The sequence below is a fragment of the Streptomyces paromomycinus genome, assembly GCF_003865155.1.
GTDB classification, from domain to species: Bacteria; Actinomycetota; Actinomycetes; order Streptomycetales; family Streptomycetaceae; genus Streptomyces; species Streptomyces chrestomyceticus.
Window position 1 is genome coordinate 2,709,233 of the sequence record NZ_BHZD01000001.1, and the last position, 15,736, is coordinate 2,724,968.

The 15,736-nt window shown below is 74.2% G+C and carries 10 protein-coding genes and 1 pseudogene; 2 read left to right on the forward strand and 9 right to left on the reverse strand.

The genetic code is table 11. The features are described 5' to 3' along the window. Window positions 1-227: 227 nt before the first annotated feature. The 5 genes from OEIGOIKO_RS10810 to OEIGOIKO_RS10830 all read right to left on the reverse strand — a co-directional run bounded on the left by OEIGOIKO_RS10810 (window position 228) and on the right by OEIGOIKO_RS10830 (window position 8,797). Complete coding sequence (locus OEIGOIKO_RS10810; protein ID WP_125058627.1) at window positions 228-1,160, reverse strand: FadR/GntR family transcriptional regulator; 933 nt, start codon at window positions 1,158-1,160, stop codon at window positions 228-230. A 192-nt stretch (window positions 1,161-1,352) separates the two neighbouring features. Further along, on the reverse strand, window positions 1,353-3,851 hold the full coding sequence (locus OEIGOIKO_RS10815) for an ATP-binding cassette domain-containing protein (protein ID WP_125053866.1): 2,499 nt from the start codon (window positions 3,849-3,851) through the stop codon (window positions 1,353-1,355). A 207-nt stretch (window positions 3,852-4,058) separates the two neighbouring features. After that, window positions 4,059-4,823: an NUDIX hydrolase gene (locus OEIGOIKO_RS10820; protein ID WP_031009153.1), complete on the reverse strand. Its 765-nt coding sequence runs from the start codon at window positions 4,821-4,823 to the stop codon at window positions 4,059-4,061. A gap of 48 nt (window positions 4,824-4,871) precedes the next feature. Continuing rightward, window positions 4,872-6,905 (reverse strand): glycogen debranching N-terminal domain-containing protein, encoded by a 2,034-nt coding sequence (locus OEIGOIKO_RS10825; protein ID WP_125053867.1) that lies wholly within the window; start codon window positions 6,903-6,905, stop codon window positions 4,872-4,874. A gap of 167 nt (window positions 6,906-7,072) precedes the next feature. Further along, a complete protein-coding gene (locus OEIGOIKO_RS10830; RefSeq protein ID WP_246177303.1) occupies window positions 7,073-8,797 on the reverse strand; it encodes a DUF4192 domain-containing protein in 1,725 nt (574 codons plus the stop codon). A 126-nt stretch (window positions 8,798-8,923) separates the two neighbouring features. On the opposite strand from OEIGOIKO_RS10830, the gene OEIGOIKO_RS10835 reads away from it, so the two are divergent. Beyond that, window positions 8,924-11,089 (forward strand): RecQ family ATP-dependent DNA helicase, encoded by a 2,166-nt coding sequence (locus OEIGOIKO_RS10835; protein ID WP_125053869.1) that lies wholly within the window; start codon window positions 8,924-8,926, stop codon window positions 11,087-11,089. Window positions 11,090-11,322: 233 nt separating this feature from the next. Continuing rightward, a pseudogene (locus tag OEIGOIKO_RS10840) lies at window positions 11,323-11,845 on the forward strand (hypothetical protein); the annotation flags it as partial. A 460-nt stretch (window positions 11,846-12,305) separates the two neighbouring features. Here the strand turns inward: OEIGOIKO_RS10840 and OEIGOIKO_RS10845 are convergent. The 4 genes from OEIGOIKO_RS10845 to OEIGOIKO_RS10860 form a co-directional block, all read right to left on the reverse strand. Next, entirely contained in the window at window positions 12,306-12,962 is a 657-nt protein-coding gene (locus OEIGOIKO_RS10845) for a hypothetical protein (RefSeq protein ID WP_125053870.1), read from the reverse strand. A 66-nt stretch (window positions 12,963-13,028) separates the two neighbouring features. Next, window positions 13,029-13,730, reverse strand: coding sequence for a ribonuclease HII (locus OEIGOIKO_RS10850; RefSeq protein ID WP_125053871.1), 702 nt, complete (start codon window positions 13,728-13,730; stop codon window positions 13,029-13,031). A gap of 352 nt (window positions 13,731-14,082) precedes the next feature. Continuing rightward, complete coding sequence (locus OEIGOIKO_RS10855) at window positions 14,083-14,988, reverse strand: ADP-ribosylglycohydrolase family protein (protein ID WP_125053872.1); 906 nt, start codon at window positions 14,986-14,988, stop codon at window positions 14,083-14,085. Window positions 14,989-14,999: 11 nt separating this feature from the next. Continuing rightward, window positions 15,000-15,659 carry a histidine phosphatase family protein gene (locus OEIGOIKO_RS10860; protein ID WP_031009169.1) on the reverse strand — a complete coding sequence of 220 codons (660 nt, stop codon included), beginning with the start codon at window positions 15,657-15,659 and terminating at the stop codon, window positions 15,000-15,002. Window positions 15,660-15,736 lie beyond the last annotated feature (77 nt).

Sequence of the window (15,736 nt, forward strand, 5' to 3'; positions counted from 1 at the left end):
CCACGTCCGCGCGCTCCGCCGGCCTCCGCACGCCCTGTGCGCCCCCATGCACTCCGTGCGCCTGGCGTCTGCTCCTCGCGCCCCGGGGTGGCCGCACGCTCTCCGGCGGTCCGTCCCGCGCGGACGCGCCTCCCGTCCCGTACGGGTACGCGGCTCTCGGCCGGGCCTTCCCGGCGGGCGGTACGGGCCTCCCCGGGCGGGCGGGGACCTTCGGCGGCGCCGGTCCTTCAGTGCTCGCGGGGCGGTGGGACGGTGTGATCCCCGGCACCGCCGGCGCCCTGGCCGCCGGCCTCCCCGTGGGCGGTCAGCAGGGCGCGCATCGCGGACTCGGCGCCCGCCGCGTCGCCGGCGCCGATCGCGTCGACGATCCGCATGTGCTGGCCCACGGTCTTCTCCGCGGGTCGCTCACAGCCGCCGGACGGGCCGCCCGAGACGTGCAGGGCGGAGGAGACGATGCCGGAGAGGTGCTCCAGCATCCGGTTGCCGGCGAGCTGGAGCAGCAGGGTGTGGAACTCGGCGTCGGCGCGGCCGAAGGTCAGCGCGTCACCCTGGGCAGCGGCATGGCCCATGATCTCGACCATGTCGGCGAGGCGCTGCTGGATGTCGTCGCGGCCGTGGCCGGCGGCGAGCCGGGCGGCGAGGGGTTCGATGGTCCAGCGCAGCTCGGACAGTTCACGACGCTGGTCGTCGCGCTGCGGGCCGTACGCCCGCCACTCGATGATGTCCGGGTCGAGCAGGTTCCAGTCGCTGACCGGACGCACCCGGGTGCCCACGTTCGGGCGGGCGCTGACCAGGCCCTTCGCCTCCAGGACGCGCAGCGACTCACGGACCACGGTGCGGGAGACCTCGAAGCGCTGGCCGATCTCCTCGGGGACGAGCGGGCGGTCCGCCCCGAGATCGCCGGAGACGATCATCTGGCCGAGCTGCTGGACGAGTTGGCCGTGCAGCCCGCGCCCTCGGTTGCCCGCCGCACGGCGGCCGGCCCGGGCCATGTCCGCCTCGGGCCCGTCCCAGACGGGCGGCACGCGGTCGGCCCGCTCGGCGCCCGGAGCGTGGGCGACACCGCCGGGGCCGGGTGCGCCCGCGGCGGCGTAGGAGTAGCGGTCAAGCTCGCCCGGGCCGGTGAGGCCGGCGTCGGCGGGGCGAGCCGCGGTCATCATGGTGTGCGCAAGGGTACTCACGCATCATTTGTCGGCGACCCCCCGGGACCCCTTGAGGTCTTTGGTGAAAAGCACACGAAAGGGTGATCGCCCATCGTTCCCCAATTGACGCTTTATCGGAAAGAAAGGTGCTCCCCACGGGAGGGCTCGGCCACGGCCGCGCCAACTGCGTACGCATGCGCCCCCTGAGGGTCAGCGGGCCCTCCTCCGCAGGGCGGTCAGGGCATAGGCGAGGACCAGCGCCGTGATCGACAACGACAGTGCGCCGCCCACCGGTTGGGCCGCCAGCCGCAGCACCACTTCGACGGCCTGGTCGAACCCGGACGGCCACTGCACCAGCGCCGCCGAGCGCAGCCGCGCGGGAACTCCCGCCAAGGACCGGGCCGCCGGAGCGGCCAACGCATGCTGCACGAGCGGCAGCACGAGTACCGGTACGGCCAGGACCACGGCCATTCCCGTCGCGGTGGACCGGAAGACGCCGGCCGCCAGCACACCCGCCCACGCGCAACCGGTCAGGAGGGCCGCCCAACTGACGGCCAGCACCTTCACATCGCCCCCGGGCGGCAGGCCGGCGGAACCGAACAGGCCGTGCACCGCCACGCCGTCGAGCAGCAGCGTACCGACCGCGAGCAGCACCGCCGCGCCACCGCTGACCAGCAGCTTGGCCGCGAGCAGGCCGAGGCGGCGGGGAACGGTGCCCTGTTCGGGAGCGAGCGCCGGGTAGCGGAACTCCTGGCCGAAGGAGAGCGCCCCGATCAAACCGGCCGCGAGCGCCACCGGAGGGAACGGAAGTTGACGCGGCCAACCGGTGAGCACATGCACCCGGGACGTGTCCCCGGCACGGGCCAGCACCAGCGCGAAGACCAAAGCCACCGCCAGCGCGAGCACGATCACGAGCGGACCGGCGGGGTCGGTCGTGGCGCGGCGGAATTCGTACCGCAGCGGCCATTCCGGGCCACGACCCGACAGACGCAGGCTGACGAGCTTGCGGGCGGCGTCTTCCGGCGAAGCGGGGGCGGGGCCGGGAGAGCCCGGGGAGAGGGAGGTGCGGAGGGGCTTGAGGGGTTTGAAGGTGGAGGAGGTGGAAGTGGGATCGAAGGAGGAGCCGTGTGGTGGTGAGGCAGGAAGGGGTGAGGAATTCGAGTGGGGCAGGGCGGGCGGAGCGGATGCCGGGTCTGGGCCCGCCTGAGTGGACACAGCGAGGGCAGAGCGCGGGTCGGCCGGGGTGGGGGCGGGGCCGGTGGGGGCGGATCGCAGGTCGGCCGGGGTGGAGGCAGGGCCGGAGGGGGCGGATCGCAGGTCGGCCGGGGTGGAGGCGGGTGAAGGGAGTACGTACGCGGAGGGCGTCGCGCCGTCCGGGCCGGGCGGCGCGGTGGGGGCGACGGCCGAGGCAGCCGAGACGGTGGCAGGGGCGGCCGAGACGGCGGCAGGAGTGGAGGCAGGGGCAGCGGCCGCAGCGGTTGATGCGGCCGACGACGCGTGCATCTCGGGGCGCCCGGGGGCTGTGGGGTCAGCGGGAGCCCTGGAAGCCGCGGTAGCCTCCGCAGCCCCAGCGGCATCACACGTCTCGACGACGTCGAGGGCTGTGTCACCTGAGGCCGCAGCAGCGGCAGACGTAGCCGGAGACTGCACGGCAGGATGCTGCGCGGCCGAGTCATGCGCGGCCGAGTCCTGCGGAACTGGGCTTTGCACGGCCGGGCTCTGCGCGATCGCACCCTCTGCGGCGGGATCTGCGGCCGCCGGTACGGCGCGATTCCGGGCGCGGCCGTCGGCGCGGTCGAGCGGGGTGACGGGCCCGGTGTCCCCCACCTCGTCGGCGAGCCGGTGCACGAGGATGCCGTGCCGGAAGGCCGTGTCGCCCACCGCGGCGCAGCTGCTGCCGTAGACGGCGATACGGCTCCCGCTCTCCCGTACGACTTCGACCGCGCAGCCCCCCTGCGGGCCCGCCCCCGGGCGCGCACGCTGCGCCTCGTCGACGAGCAGCGACGCGAGCCGGTCGGCGTGCGGAGAGCGGACGACGACGCGCGGGCGCAGCCGGGTCCGGGCGAAGTCGGTGGCCGTCTGGTCCGCGACCAGGCGGCCGTCCTCGACGGTGACCACCCGGTGGCCGAGCCGGGCGGCCGCCCGTGCGTCGCTGGAGGTGACCAGTACGGCACCGCCCTGCGCCGCGTAGCCCTGCAGCAGGCCGTGCAGCCACGCCGCCTCACGCGGGGACACGTCCCGGGAGGGCTCGTCGAGGAGGAGGGTGTGCGGGTCGCCGAGGAGAGCGGCGGCCAGGCCGAGCCTGCGGTCCATGCCCCGCGAGAAGGCACCGAGTTTTTCGTCGGCCAGGCCACTGAGGCCGACGACGTCCAGGACATCGTCGGCCCGGGACGCCGGAACTCCCGCGGCGGCGCTGAGCATCCGCAGGTGCCCTCGCGCCGTACGGCCGGGATGGCCGGGTACGTCCCCGAGGACCACGCCGATCTCGCGGGCCGGGTTCGGCACCCGGTGCAGCGGACGACCGCGGAAGAGCGCGACACCGCGGCCGCTCTCCAGCTGGAGCATGAGGCGCAGCGCGGTGGTCTTGCCGGCCCCCTCGTCGCCGAGCAGGACGGTGATCCGGCCGGCCGGGGCCTCGAAGCTGAGGTCGTCGACGGCGGGGCGCCGCCCCTCGCGGGAGCCGCCGGTCAGCCCGATGGCCTGGATCATCGCGCCCCCCACGGGGTGCGGGACCTCACGGAAGCGGTGGGGAGGAGGAGGTGGGGACTCACCCGGCCACGGTAACCCCGCATGTCCGTTTTGTCGGTAATGCCCGCCAGTTGACGCTCACGCGTGTCACGGTCCGCCGACAACGGCGCCGCACGGCAGGGCCACCCGGCCTGCACGCCGCCGAACGGCCGTCATCCGCACCGCCGCTCAGACCTCCGGACGCAGCATCGGCGGGTTGAGCAGGGTCGCGCCACCGGCTCTGAACAGCTGCGCCGGGCGGCCTCCCTGACGGGTCGTCGTCCCGCCGGTGGGCACCAGGAAGCCTGGTGTGCCGGTGACCTTGCGGTGGAAGTTGCGGGGGTCCAGGGCCACGCCCCACACCGCCTCGTACACCCTGCGCAGTTCCCCGACGGTGAACTCCTGCGGACAGAAGGCGGTGGCGAGCGAGGAGTACTCGATCTTCGAGCGGGCCCGCTCCACCCCGTCCGCGAGGATCCGGGCATGATCGAAAGCAAGCGGCGCGGGCTGCTCGCCCTCGCGCCCCAGCCCGCCGTCCTGGTCGAGGAGCGTGTCGACCGGGGCCCAACGCGCACTGTGGGCGTCGCCCCCCGCCGTCGGGGCGGGCAGGTCCGGTGCGAGCACCAGGTGGGCGACGCTGACCACCCGCATACGGGGGTCGCGCTTGGGATCGCCGTACGTGGCGAGCTGTTCCAGGTGCGCCCCGTAGGGCGGTGGCGGGCCCGCCGGGCAGTGGGCGTGCAGCCCGGTCTCCTCGGCCAGCTCCCGGGCTGCGGCGGCCTCCAGGTCCTCGTCGCTCCGCACGAACCCGCCCGGCAGGGCCCAGCGCCCTTGGAACGGCGGCTCACCGCGCCGCACGGCCAGCGCGCACAGCGCGTGCCTGCGCACGGTGAGCACGACCAGGTCGACGGTAACGGCGAACGGGGGGAAGGCCGACGGGTCGTAGGGAGGCATGGCGCGATCATAGTCGTCCGCCTGACGATAATCAGGCCCTGACGCATCTCACGCCCCCAGTTGCAAGCCATTCGCGGCCTCCTCGACCAGACCGAGGCCGAGTCTGCTGATCCGTACGGCGAACGGCTGCCCGGCGATGCTGAGCCCGGTGAACTGCATGGCGCCGAGCGGCGCGCTGCCGACCGGACGGACCGCCACGGTCCCCGCCGGGACGTCGGGACGCACCCCGGCCAGCGCGGTCAGGGCGTGCACCGCGCCCGCGGCGGCCACGGCGGCCGGCCGGCAGGCCGCGGGGTGCGGTACGGGGGCGCCGTCACGGGTGCGCTGCTCGCCCGCGTACATCTCCGGCAGCCGGTAGGCGAAGCTCTGTGCCGCGTCGAGGAGCCCGCGGACCAGAGAGGCGGCCTCCTTCTCATGGCCCGCGGCGGCCAGGCCGGCGACGGCCACCGCCGTCTCGTGGACGCGTACGGCGCCGCTGCGGTGGCCGAAGGGGTTGTAGCCGCTCTCCTTGGCTCCGAGCCCCCGCAGGCCCCAGCCCGAGTCCATGGCCGGGCTGCCCAGGAGACGGGCGAGGCGCTCCGTGCGTACCGCGTCGAGCAGGCCGACGGCGGTGCGCCCGCCGCCGACCAGTCCGGTGTCCAGGAGGTGGACGGCCGCGGAACCGAAGTGTGGCAGCAGTCGGCCGCCCGGCGTGCGCAGTACGGCCGGGCTGCCGCCGCTGCGGCTCTCCACCCAGAACTCCTCACGGAACCGGGTCCGCAGTCCCGCCGCCCACTCCCGCAACGCGGGCGCTCCCGGTCTGCCGCAGGCGTCGAGGAGGTCGGCGCCGAGCAGCGCGGCACGGTGCGCGTGTGCCTGGGTCGCACAGCGGTACGGCCCTCCGGGGGCCGGATCAGGGACGTAGCCGCTGCCTCCGCTCAGGGCTCCGTCACCGGGCACGCTCCCGTCTTCGCCCACCGTCGTACGCAGCCACTTCAGGCAGGCCTCCGCTGCCGGGAGCAGTTGTTCCGTGTCGCGGTCGGGCAGGCCCCAGCGACGGGCTTCGGCGAGAACCGCGGGGAACAGCAGCGTCGCCTCGACGCCCGTACAGCTGGGTGGGGCGTACGGGCCCGCGTCCCGCAGCGCGCCCGGAATTCGGCCGGAATCCGTCCCCGCTCCGGTCAGTTGGACATGTGCGAGGGTGCGCAGCGTGTTGGCCGCGAGGCGGGTGCCCAGGGGGAGCAGCATGCGCGCCGCCCAGAGGGCCTCGGCCGGCGAGAGGCCGCAGCGCCAGGGGACCCCACCCGCGATGTACGTGTCCGTGGGGGCACCCGGGCCACGCATCAGCAGACCGTGGAGATCGTCGAGCCCGGCCGCCAGCAGCGCGTCGGCCCGGGGGTCGTCGCACTGGAGCCGCGCCGCCGACCACGGGCGGGGCGGCTGCTCGCTGCCGCGTGTGGCCGGGAGCGGCGGACCCGGCCGGCCGGCGAAGGCTCCCGACGTCGCATGCTCCAGCCGGACCCGCACCTCGATGGTGTGCTGGCCACCGGGCGGCAGGTCCAGCTCCCAGCACAGCAGTCCGGCCGAGGCCATGACGTCGGTGGGGGCCGGGGTCGCGGCGATCACGGCGTGGGTCCCCGCGGCGGACCAGCGCAGCCCGGACCCGTGCACGCTGGCGGGCAGTTCGGGTCCGGCGACACCGACGGCGATCGCGCCGAGATCGGCGAGGTCCGTGCCCAGCCGCAGTTCCACCGGCAGCCGCACCCGGCGTGGTGCGCTGCTGTGGAACGTGATCCGTTCGACCCCGTCGGCGGAGCGCAGCCGTTCCACGCGCATCTCGGGGTCCGGGCCGCGGTCGACGGCCGTACGGACCGTCCCGACGAACCGTGCGCGGTCGGACGCGATCAGCCGGCCCTGCACGATCACGGGCTCGGCGCCGCCCGCGCTCAGCTGGCACCGGGACAGGACGCGCCGCCCGGCACGGTAGAAGCCGTCCGTCCCCCGGCCGGTGAGCTGGCCCTGGTCGGAGGAGATGGCGAGCGCCGGCAGCGCCACGCAGATCAAGGTCCGGTGGACCGGCTGCGGTTCCGGTGGCCGGGGCATCCCGGAACGGTGATCTCCGGGTGCCCGGCGGGCCGGCTGAGTGGTGGGGACCATGCCTGACACTCTCTGCGCTCCCTGCTGGGGTCTGGGCTCCAAACGGACTGCGCCACAGAGGTGAACGCCAGGGCCGGCGCCCAGGTCACGCCGGCGCTCCCGCACCGGTGGGCTCACGGCCGGCTCCGGTCACCGGGGCGGGCGGAACGCCGCCCGCCCCGTCCGGTGCCCGTGCGCGTGGCGGGGCGGGTGCTGCCGCGCGGACCGCCAGGGCGGTCGGAGCCACCGCAACGTCCGCTGTCACCGGGGCGCCCCGCCCTGCCGGGGCCGCCCGACGCGGCGGGCCGCTCCGCTCCGCGACCGCGGCCGGTCCCACCCGGCCGGGTCATCCCAGGAGAGGCGCCGGGCACAGCCGCAGGGCCGTCCACGAGCACCGGTACGGAGTCAGGCTTGGACGCCAGTACGACACCGTTCACCGGCGCGCCATCGGCTCGTTCGTCCCGCTCTTCCCGCTCCTCCCGCAGGCAGCGGCGCAGTGTTTCCGGGTCCAGCCCTTGGTTGATGCCGCGGTGCAGCAGCTGGGCGAAGAGATACTCGGGGTCCAGGGCCAGCGCGCGGCCGAGCGCGACGCGGGCGGACGGCTGGTCACCCGTCGCCCAGGCGACCCAGCCCGCCAGGGAGAGCGGTGCCACGGCGTACTCGGCGTAGCCGCCGACGCAGCGGCGGGAGAGCGCCTGCCACAGGCGCAGCGAGGGTTCGGCGTCGGGCCCCTCCATCCACTCGGCCGCGCGGTCCCGGGCGACACGATCCTGGAGCCCGAGGATGAGGCGGGCGGCCTCGGCGTCCGTCAGGAGCGCGTCGTCGCAGGCGTCCCTGGCCCGGCGGCTGCCCGTGGGCGGGTCCTCGCGGAACCGGCGGAGCAGGTCGCTCGCCCGTGCCAGGGTCTCCGCCCGTACGGGTGCCGCCGCGTCCTCGTGGATCATGCGTGGGACGAGCGCGTGGGCCTCGGCGTCCAACGCGCTGGTCTGCCCCGCCGCGCGCGGCCCGGTCCAGGCGGCCAGCCGGGATTCCAACTCGCGCAGTGACCCGCGCACTTGGATGCCCGCGTAGGCAGCGGCGGCGGCCATCACCGACGTACCCGGCGGGGTCAGCGGCGTGCCTGCGGCGGGACAGCAGCGGAAGTCGGGACAGCAGTAGGACCAGAAGCGGCCGTCGGAGATGCACAGCGCGTCGAGCACCGGGACGTCCAGCGCCCCGCAGGCGACGCGCAGCATCTGCGCGAGCGGGCGGAGGCGCTCCTTCACGTCCCAGCCGCTCTCTCCCCGCGCCGGTTCCTGGCAGAGGTAGACGATGATCCCCTCGGGGCGGGAGCGGCGCTCCTCGCCGAGCGACACGAGCGAGCCCGCGAGCTGCTCGGACGCGTATCCCCACTGGCTCCGGTCGGTCGGGATGCCGAGGCGGGCCCGGCTGCCGAACCGCCCCCGCTCACCGTGCAGGCCGACGAGGACGACGCTGTCGTCCGGGAAGAAGCCGAGGAGGTACGGCAGCGCGTCGGCCAGCTCGGCCGGGCCGCGCAGGACGACCCTGGCCTCTTCGGTCGTGTCGCCGTCCTCGGTGGCCTCGGCCGCGTCGGCGGCCGCGGCAGTGGCAGCGGTCACGGCCGGGTGGGAGGCCGAGGCCGGCCGGGACGGGGCGGGCGGGCGTGTCGGTACGGACGGGCGGGATTGGCCGGAGCGGCCGAGTCGACCGGACTTCGCGGGCTGACCGGGCTCCTCGGGCCGACCTGGACGCTCGGGCTGACCGGGCTGACCGGGCTGACCGGGACGCTTGGACTCGCCGGACCGCTTGTACTGCTCGGGCTGCCCGGACTGGCTGGATGATTCGCTGTGCTGGTTCATGGCTCGAAGATCCCGCGATCCGCCACGCCACCGCGACCCCTGTGGATAACTCGCGGGTGACGGAAGTTGTCCACAGGATCGGGCGGCGGTTCGCGCGTTGTCAGTGGCATCGGGTTGCATGGAGCCATGAGCAACGAAGACCTGCGCGCCTCGGCCGATGCCGTCCTCTCCCGCCTCGTCGGGGACCCGGGCGGGACGGCCCGGCTGCGCGAGGACCAGTGGCGGGCGATCGAGGCGCTGGTCGCCGAGCACCGCCGCGCGCTCGTGGTGCAGCGGACGGGCTGGGGCAAGTCGGCGGTCTACTTCGTCGCGACCGCGCTGCTGCGCGAGCGCGGCAGCGGCCCGACGGTGATCGTCTCGCCGCTGCTCGCGCTGATGCGCAACCAGGTCGAGGCGGCGGCCCGGGCCGGGATCCGCGCGCGCACGATCAACTCGTCCAACACCGAGGACTGGGACACGGTCCAGGCCGAGGTGGCGGCGGGCGAGGTCGACGTTCTGCTCGTGTCGCCGGAGCGGCTCAACAACCCCGACTTCCGTGACCAGGTGCTCCCCAAGCTGTCCGCCGCCACCGGCCTGCTGGTGGTCGACGAGGCGCACTGCATCTCCGACTGGGGCCATGATTTCCGGCCCGACTACCGGCGGCTGCGCACGATGCTCGCCGACCTCCCGCCCGGTGTGCCCGTGCTCGCCACCACGGCGACGGCCAACGCACGGGTCACCGCCGACGTGGCCGAGCAGCTGGGCACGGGCGAGGGGGCGGCCGAGGCGCTCGTCCTGCGGGGTCCGCTGGACCGGGAGAGCCTGAGCCTGGGCGTGCTCCCGCTGCCTGACGCCGCGCACCGGCTGGCCTGGCTCGCCGATCATCTGCACGAGCTGCCGGGCTCGGGGATCATCTACACGCTCACGGTAGCCGCGGCCGAGGAGGTCACCGCCTTCCTGCGGCAGCGCGGGCACACGGTCGCCCCGTACACGGGCAAGACCGAGAACGCGGACCGCCAGCAGGCCGAGGACGACCTGCTCGGCAACCGCGTCAAGGCACTGGTCGCCACCTCGGCGCTGGGCATGGGCTTCGACAAGCCCGACCTCGGGTTCGTGGTGCACCTCGGTTCGCCGTCCTCCCCCATCGCCTACTACCAGCAGGTCGGACGTGCCGGGCGCGGTGTCGAGCACGCCGAGGTGCTGCTGCTGCCCGGCCGCGAGGACGAGGCGATCTGGAAGTACTTCGCCTCGCTGGCGTTCCCTCCCGAGGAGCAGGTGCGCCGGACGCTGGACGTCCTGGCGGGGGCGGACCGCCCCCTGTCGCTGCCGGCCCTGGAACCGCTGGTGGAACTGCGCCGCTCGCGTCTGGAGACCATGCTGAAGGTGCTCGACGTGGACGGCGCGGTCCACCGGGTCAAGGGCGGCTGGACCGCGACCGGCCGCCCGTGGACGTACGACGCCGAGCGGTACGCCTGGGTGGCACGGCAGCGTGCAGCCGAGCAGCAGGCCATGCGGGACTACGCCACGACCACGGGCTGCCGGATGGAGTTCCTGCGGCGGCAGCTGGACGACGAGGCCGCGGTGCCGTGCGGCCGCTGCGACAACTGCGCGGGAGCACGCTTCACCGCGGAGGTGTCCGCCGCCTCGCTGGACGCGGCACGCGGCGAGCTGGGGCGGCCAGGGGTGGAGGTCGAGCCGCGGCGGATGTGGCCGACCGGGCTGCCTGCCGTCGGTGTCGATCTCAAGGGGCGCATTCCGGCAGGTGAGCAGAGTGCCGCCGGACGTGCGCTGGGCCGGCTCTCCGACATCGGGTGGGGCAACCGGTTGCGTCCGATGCTCACGGCGCAGGCCCCCGACGGGCCGATTCCGGACGACATCGCGTCCGCTGTGGTGACAGTGCTCGCCGACTGGGCGAAGGGCCCCGGAGGCTGGGCCTCGGGGGCCCCGGACGCCCCGGCGCGTCCGGTGGGCGTCGTGACGCTCGACTCCCGTACCAGACCGCAGCTGGTCCGTTCCCTGGGGGAGCGCATCGCCGCTGTCGGGCGGATGCCGTTCCTGGGGACGGTGGTGTACGGGGAGCACGGACCGGACACCCGGATTCCGCGCAGCAACAGCGCGCAGCGACTGCGGGCGCTGCACGGGTCGTTGAGTGTCCCGCCCGAGTTGGCGCAGGCCCTGGCGTCGGCGGGCGGCCCGGTGCTGTTGGTGGACGACTACGCCGACACCGGCTGGACCGTGGCCGTGGCCGCTCGCCTGCTGCGCCAGGCGGGAGCCGCCGGAGTGTTTCCGCTGGTCCTTGCCGTACAAGGGTGAGGTGAAGGGGGTGGTCGGGCGTCAGAGACCCGTGCGGCGGGCATGAATGAAGCAGCCGCGGCGCTCGATTCCGGCCCTGCGTGCGACGAGTTCATTGCCGCATGTCTGTACGAACGTAAGAATTGGACCCGCTTCCCCGTACCCGCCGTTCGCGGCCCGGTACGGCGGTCCGGAGCCGTGTCCGCACGGCTCGCCGCCGCCCGGTGTGCGGACGTGTAGACGAAGGGAGGACCGTGACCTTCGGCTTCGACCGGCCCCCGGATGTTTCCCTGCCCACGTCCGCCGATTCCGCCGCCCGGCTGAGCCGCATGCTGGAGCCGTCCGAGTGGGCGTCGGCCGGAATTCCCCTGCTGCGCAACCCGCGTGAGGTCGTCACCGGCCTGCACGACCGGCATCTGCCGGGCCTTTGGACGGCCGTCGTGGCGGTGCTCGGGCCCGAGGAACGTGTCGTCGCCAGCGCCTCGTTCGTTCAGCACGCCACGGCTCCGGACGGCTGGGAGTTCCGTAACGCGCTGCTGACTCAGTTGCGCCAGGTCGTCCCGCACGATCTGCGGTTACGGGCACCGGTCCGTACGGCCGTCCTGCTCTACTGCCGGGAGGGCGACCCGCGTTGGACGGAGGCAGACGGTGCCTGGATGTGGGGACTGCGCGATGCCTGTACGTTGCACGGCCTCCGCTGCGGCGCGTACATCACGCTGACCCGCGGCGGCTGGCAAGTGCTGGGCGAAGGGCGCGGCGGCCGGCGACCGCGATCCGTCACACGTCCCGCCCACCTTCGCGGTACGGGGCAACCGCAGCACCCGTACGTACCGGAATCGCACGGTCCGGCCCAGCGGCGCACGGCATCGGAACAGGGCCCGCCGAAAGATTCGGAGCAGGCCGAAGACGCCGTGCCGCCGGAAGCGTCCGGGCGCATCGACGGAACGCGACGGTCCGGTCCGCCACCGTCGCCGCCCGGTTCACCGGAACGAAACGCTCCGGTGGAGCGGACCCGTTCCGCGGAACGGACGCGCACGCCAGGCCCGCAGCCGTACGCCGGAGAACCGCGGCCCCCTGCGGAACCGCCGCACAGCGACGGACGGCGCACGCCACGACGCGGCACGGCCGGCGCGCTGGAGGCACGACGGCGCGCCGCGGCCCGCTGACGGCCCGCGGGCACCCGGCACGAGACGCCCGGACGGCCCGTGGCCGCCGGGCTGCCCCCTGACAGCTCCGGTCAGGCGTGCACGCCCAGGAGGGCGTTGATCCGCTCCGGGTCGCCGCAGACGACCAGGAGCGCACCGGCCCGGGTCATCGCGGCGGGCAGCGCCCGGGCGACGGTCTGCTCGGCACCACCGTTGACCGCGACGACCACGACGGGCCGTCCGGTCGCACGCTCGGCGGTGGCGTCCGCGTAGAACACGTCGTCCGCGGCATCCTGCTGCGCCCAGTAGGCCGCTTCGCCGAAGGACAGTTCGTGGGCGGCCCACGGGTGCAGCTCACCGGTGGTGAGCACCAGGATGTCGCTCGGCGCGCGTCCGGAGTCCAGCAGCAGGTCGACGGCCTCTTCGGCGGCGTCGAGCGCGCCGTTCTGCGGGGCCGGGATCAGCTGGATCTGCGCTCCGGAAGCGGCGCCGGCGGCACCGGCGGTCGCAGTGGGCTGCTTGGGGCCCGGGCGCTGCGCCGGAGGAGCGCCGGCCGGCCCGCGGGACGGCGTGGCGGGTCCGGGCTTGCCGGGGCGGGCACTGGCCGCGGGGGCACCGCGCGGAGGCGCGGGGCGGGGACCGGGACCAGGAACGGGACGAGGGGTCGACGCGGTGCGGCCGGCGGCCGGAGTTGCGCGGGGACCCGGGACACTCTCGTGAATCTGAGGCTCCTCGGGGATGAGAGGCATAAAAGGATGTCTATCAAACGTAGGTGCGGAACACGTCATCGGGTACCGAATTCATGCCCGCACCGCTCAGAAGTCGAAGCCGAGTTGGCCACCGGCCTCCAGAGCGGCTGCTTCGGGGGTGCTGCGCACCTTCTTCAGGTGGCGCCAGCGGGGCAGGGCGTCCATGTAGGACCACGACACCCGGTGGTAGGCCGTGGGACCGTACTCCTCCAGCGCCGTACGGTGCGCCGGCGACGGGTAGCCAGCATTGTCCGCGAAGGCGAAGTCGGCGTGCACGCCCACCAGTTCACCCATCATCGTGTCGCGCCGGACCTTGGCGAGCACGGAGGCCGCGGCCACCGCGATGCAGGACTGGTCACCCTTGACGACCGTCCGGACCTTCCAGGGGCCGCCGAGGTAGTCGTGCTTGCCGTCGAGGATGACCGCGTCCGGACGGACCGGCAGCGCCTCCAGGGCGCGTACGGCCGCGAGCCGCAGTGCCGCGGTCATACCCAGGTCGTCGATCTCCTCCGGGGAGGCGTGCCCCAGGGCGTGCGCCGTGACCCAGCCGTCGAGCACTTCCGCGAGTTCGTTGCGTCGCTTGGGTGTCAGCAGCTTGGAATCGGTGAGTCCGTCCGGCGGGCGGCGCAGTCCGGTGATGGCTGCGCAGACGCTGACCGGGCCGGCCCAGGCGCCGCGCCCGACTTCGTCCACCCCAGCGATGATCTTGGCGCCCGTGGTGGCGCGAAGCGATCGCTCGACGGTGTGGGTTGGGGGCTCGTACGGCATGGCGCCAGCAAGCGTACGCCTAATCCCGGCGGCCGTGCGCACCGGGTACCGCCTGGCCGCACCGCTCCCGTCGCCGATCGTCAATGACAGCCCCGGGAGACAGTGGCACGGGGCCTGATCAGCGGCTTTGCGGTCACGGGCGACCGGGAGGGCGGCCTGGCGGGCGCGTAGGCGCCTCCCCGGCCAGGGGAAAGATCAACTACGCGCTCTGCGGGCATTCTTGATCCCGGCGGCCGATCCGCCCCGGTCTCCCGCGCCACGGGCTCAGCCGGATGGCCACGACCCGGCGACGTCCCGGCCTCCCCCGTTGCGGCGCCGCCGGAGAGCCACAGCCCAGCCGGAGAGCCACAGCTCACCCGGAGAGCTTCGGCAGCCAGCTCGGGAGCGGTTCCGTTCGGTCCGTCCAGTCCTGGGGCGGTGCGGCGCCACCCGCCGCGACGATCCCGCCCACGATGGCGCAGGTCGTGTCCACGTCCCCGCCCGCCTGTGCGGTGGCCCACAGCGCCTGCTCGAAGTCGCCGAGGTGGCGCGCGGCGGCCCACAGCGTGAACGGGACGGTGTCGTGGGCGCTGGTCCGCCGCCCACAGCCCAGCACCGCGGCGACCGTGCCGGCGTTGCCGTAGTCGAGCATGTCCCGGGCCCGCCGCAGACCGGCCTGTACGGCGCTGCGCGGGATCAGCGCCAGCACGCCGTCCAGCAGTGCCTCGGGGGCGGGCGTACGGCCGGGGGCGGCGGCCAGCGCGGCCGCGGCGGCCACCGCCATCGCGCCGACCACCGCTTCCCGGTGCTGGTGGGTGGTGTAGGCGGAGATCTCGGCCTGGTGCGTCGCCTGCTCGGGGTCGTCCGCGTACCAGGCGCCGAGCGGGGCGATGCGCATGGCCGCGCCGTTGCCCCAGGAGCCCTGGCCGTTGAAGAGCGCCGAGGCCAGCTCGCGCCAGTCGCCGCCCTCCCGGACCAGGCGGAGCATGCGGTTCACGGCCGGGCCGTAGCCGCGGTCGAAGTCGTGGTGGTCGGCGAAGGACCGGGCGAGGGCGTCCTGGTCGATACGGCCGTGGTCCGCGAGCACGGCGACGACCGAACAGGCCATCTCCGTGTCGTCGGTCCACTGCCACGGGGACGGCGGCAGCTCACGGCGCTTGAGGTCGGGGTAGTTGGCGGGAACGAAGAACTGGGAGCCGAGGGCATCACCCAGGGAAAGTCCGCGCAGGCTGCTGAGGGCCCGCTCGAAGCGGTCTGCGTCACGGTGGTCGGCGCTCATCGGTGTGCACTCTAACCGGTGATGCCGTACGACTCCGGTTCACACCAGCGCTCGAACGGCCGGTCCAGCGTGTACCGGCCGTCCGGGCCCAGGAGCAGTGAGCGCCATTCCGCGTTCCCCGGGTTGGACAGGGATTCGAACTCCGCCACGGTCCAGTGGAACCACCGCATGCAGAAGAGCCGCATGGTCAGCCCGTGGGTGACGATCAGGACGTTGGGCGGGTGGTCCGGTTGCTCGAAGCTGCGCCACAGGCTCTCCAGGAACGCGCCCACCCGGTCGTACACATCGGCGCCGGACTCCCCCTGCGCGAAGCGGTAGAAGAAGTGGCCGTAGGCGTCGCGGTAGACCTTCTGCAGGCGGACGTCCTCGCGGTCCTGCCAGTTTCCCCAGTCCTGCTCGCGCAGCCGCGGCTCCTCGCGGACCCGGACCCGGTCCATGTCGAGGCCGAGCGCCTGGAAGGTCTGGTGCGTGCGGCGGTACGGCGACACGTACGCGGAGATTCCCTCGTCACCGAACATCGCACGCAGCGGGCCACCGGCTTCCTCGGCCTGCCGCAGCCCGTCCTTCGTCAGGCTCAGCGCGTGATCCGGCTCCCGTTCGTAGACCGTGTCGTCGGTGTTCCCCTCCGATTCTCCGTGGCGGATGAGGACGATGCGTCGGGGCCGTGCCATGCCGCCACCCTAAAACGGTTGCTCTGTACATGCCTCATGCCCCGGTACCCCGCTGCCGCCGGACCAGCCGCGCCGTC

Excerpts from the sequence above, each read along its gene's own strand:
- OEIGOIKO_RS10820 (WP_031009153.1), bottom strand. The coding sequence starts at position 4,823 with ATGCCTCCCTACGACCCGTCGGCCTTCCCCCCGTTCGCCGTTACCGTC.
- OEIGOIKO_RS10845 (WP_125053870.1), bottom strand. The coding sequence starts at position 12,962 with ATGCCTCTCATCCCCGAGGAGCCTCAGATTCACGAGAGTGTCCCGGGT.
- OEIGOIKO_RS10860 (WP_031009169.1), bottom strand. The coding sequence starts at position 15,659 with ATGGCACGGCCCCGACGCATCGTCCTCATCCGCCACGGAGAATCGGAG.
- OEIGOIKO_RS10810 (WP_125058627.1), bottom strand. The coding sequence starts at position 1,160 with ATGATGACCGCGGCTCGCCCCGCCGACGCCGGCCTCACCGGCCCGGGC.
- OEIGOIKO_RS10825 (WP_125053867.1), bottom strand. The coding sequence starts at position 6,905 with ATGCCCCGGCCACCGGAACCGCAGCCGGTCCACCGGACCTTGATCTGC.
- OEIGOIKO_RS10830 (WP_246177303.1), bottom strand. The coding sequence starts at position 8,797 with ATGAACCAGCACAGCGAATCATCCAGCCAGTCCGGGCAGCCCGAGCAG.
- OEIGOIKO_RS10855 (WP_125053872.1), bottom strand. The coding sequence starts at position 14,988 with ATGAGCGCCGACCACCGTGACGCAGACCGCTTCGAGCGGGCCCTCAGC.
- OEIGOIKO_RS10850 (WP_125053871.1), bottom strand. The coding sequence starts at position 13,730 with ATGCCGTACGAGCCCCCAACCCACACCGTCGAGCGATCGCTTCGCGCC.
- OEIGOIKO_RS10815 (WP_125053866.1), bottom strand. The coding sequence starts at position 3,851 with ATGATCCAGGCCATCGGGCTGACCGGCGGCTCCCGCGAGGGGCGGCGC.
- OEIGOIKO_RS10835 (WP_125053869.1), top strand. The coding sequence starts at position 8,924 with ATGAGCAACGAAGACCTGCGCGCCTCGGCCGATGCCGTCCTCTCCCGC.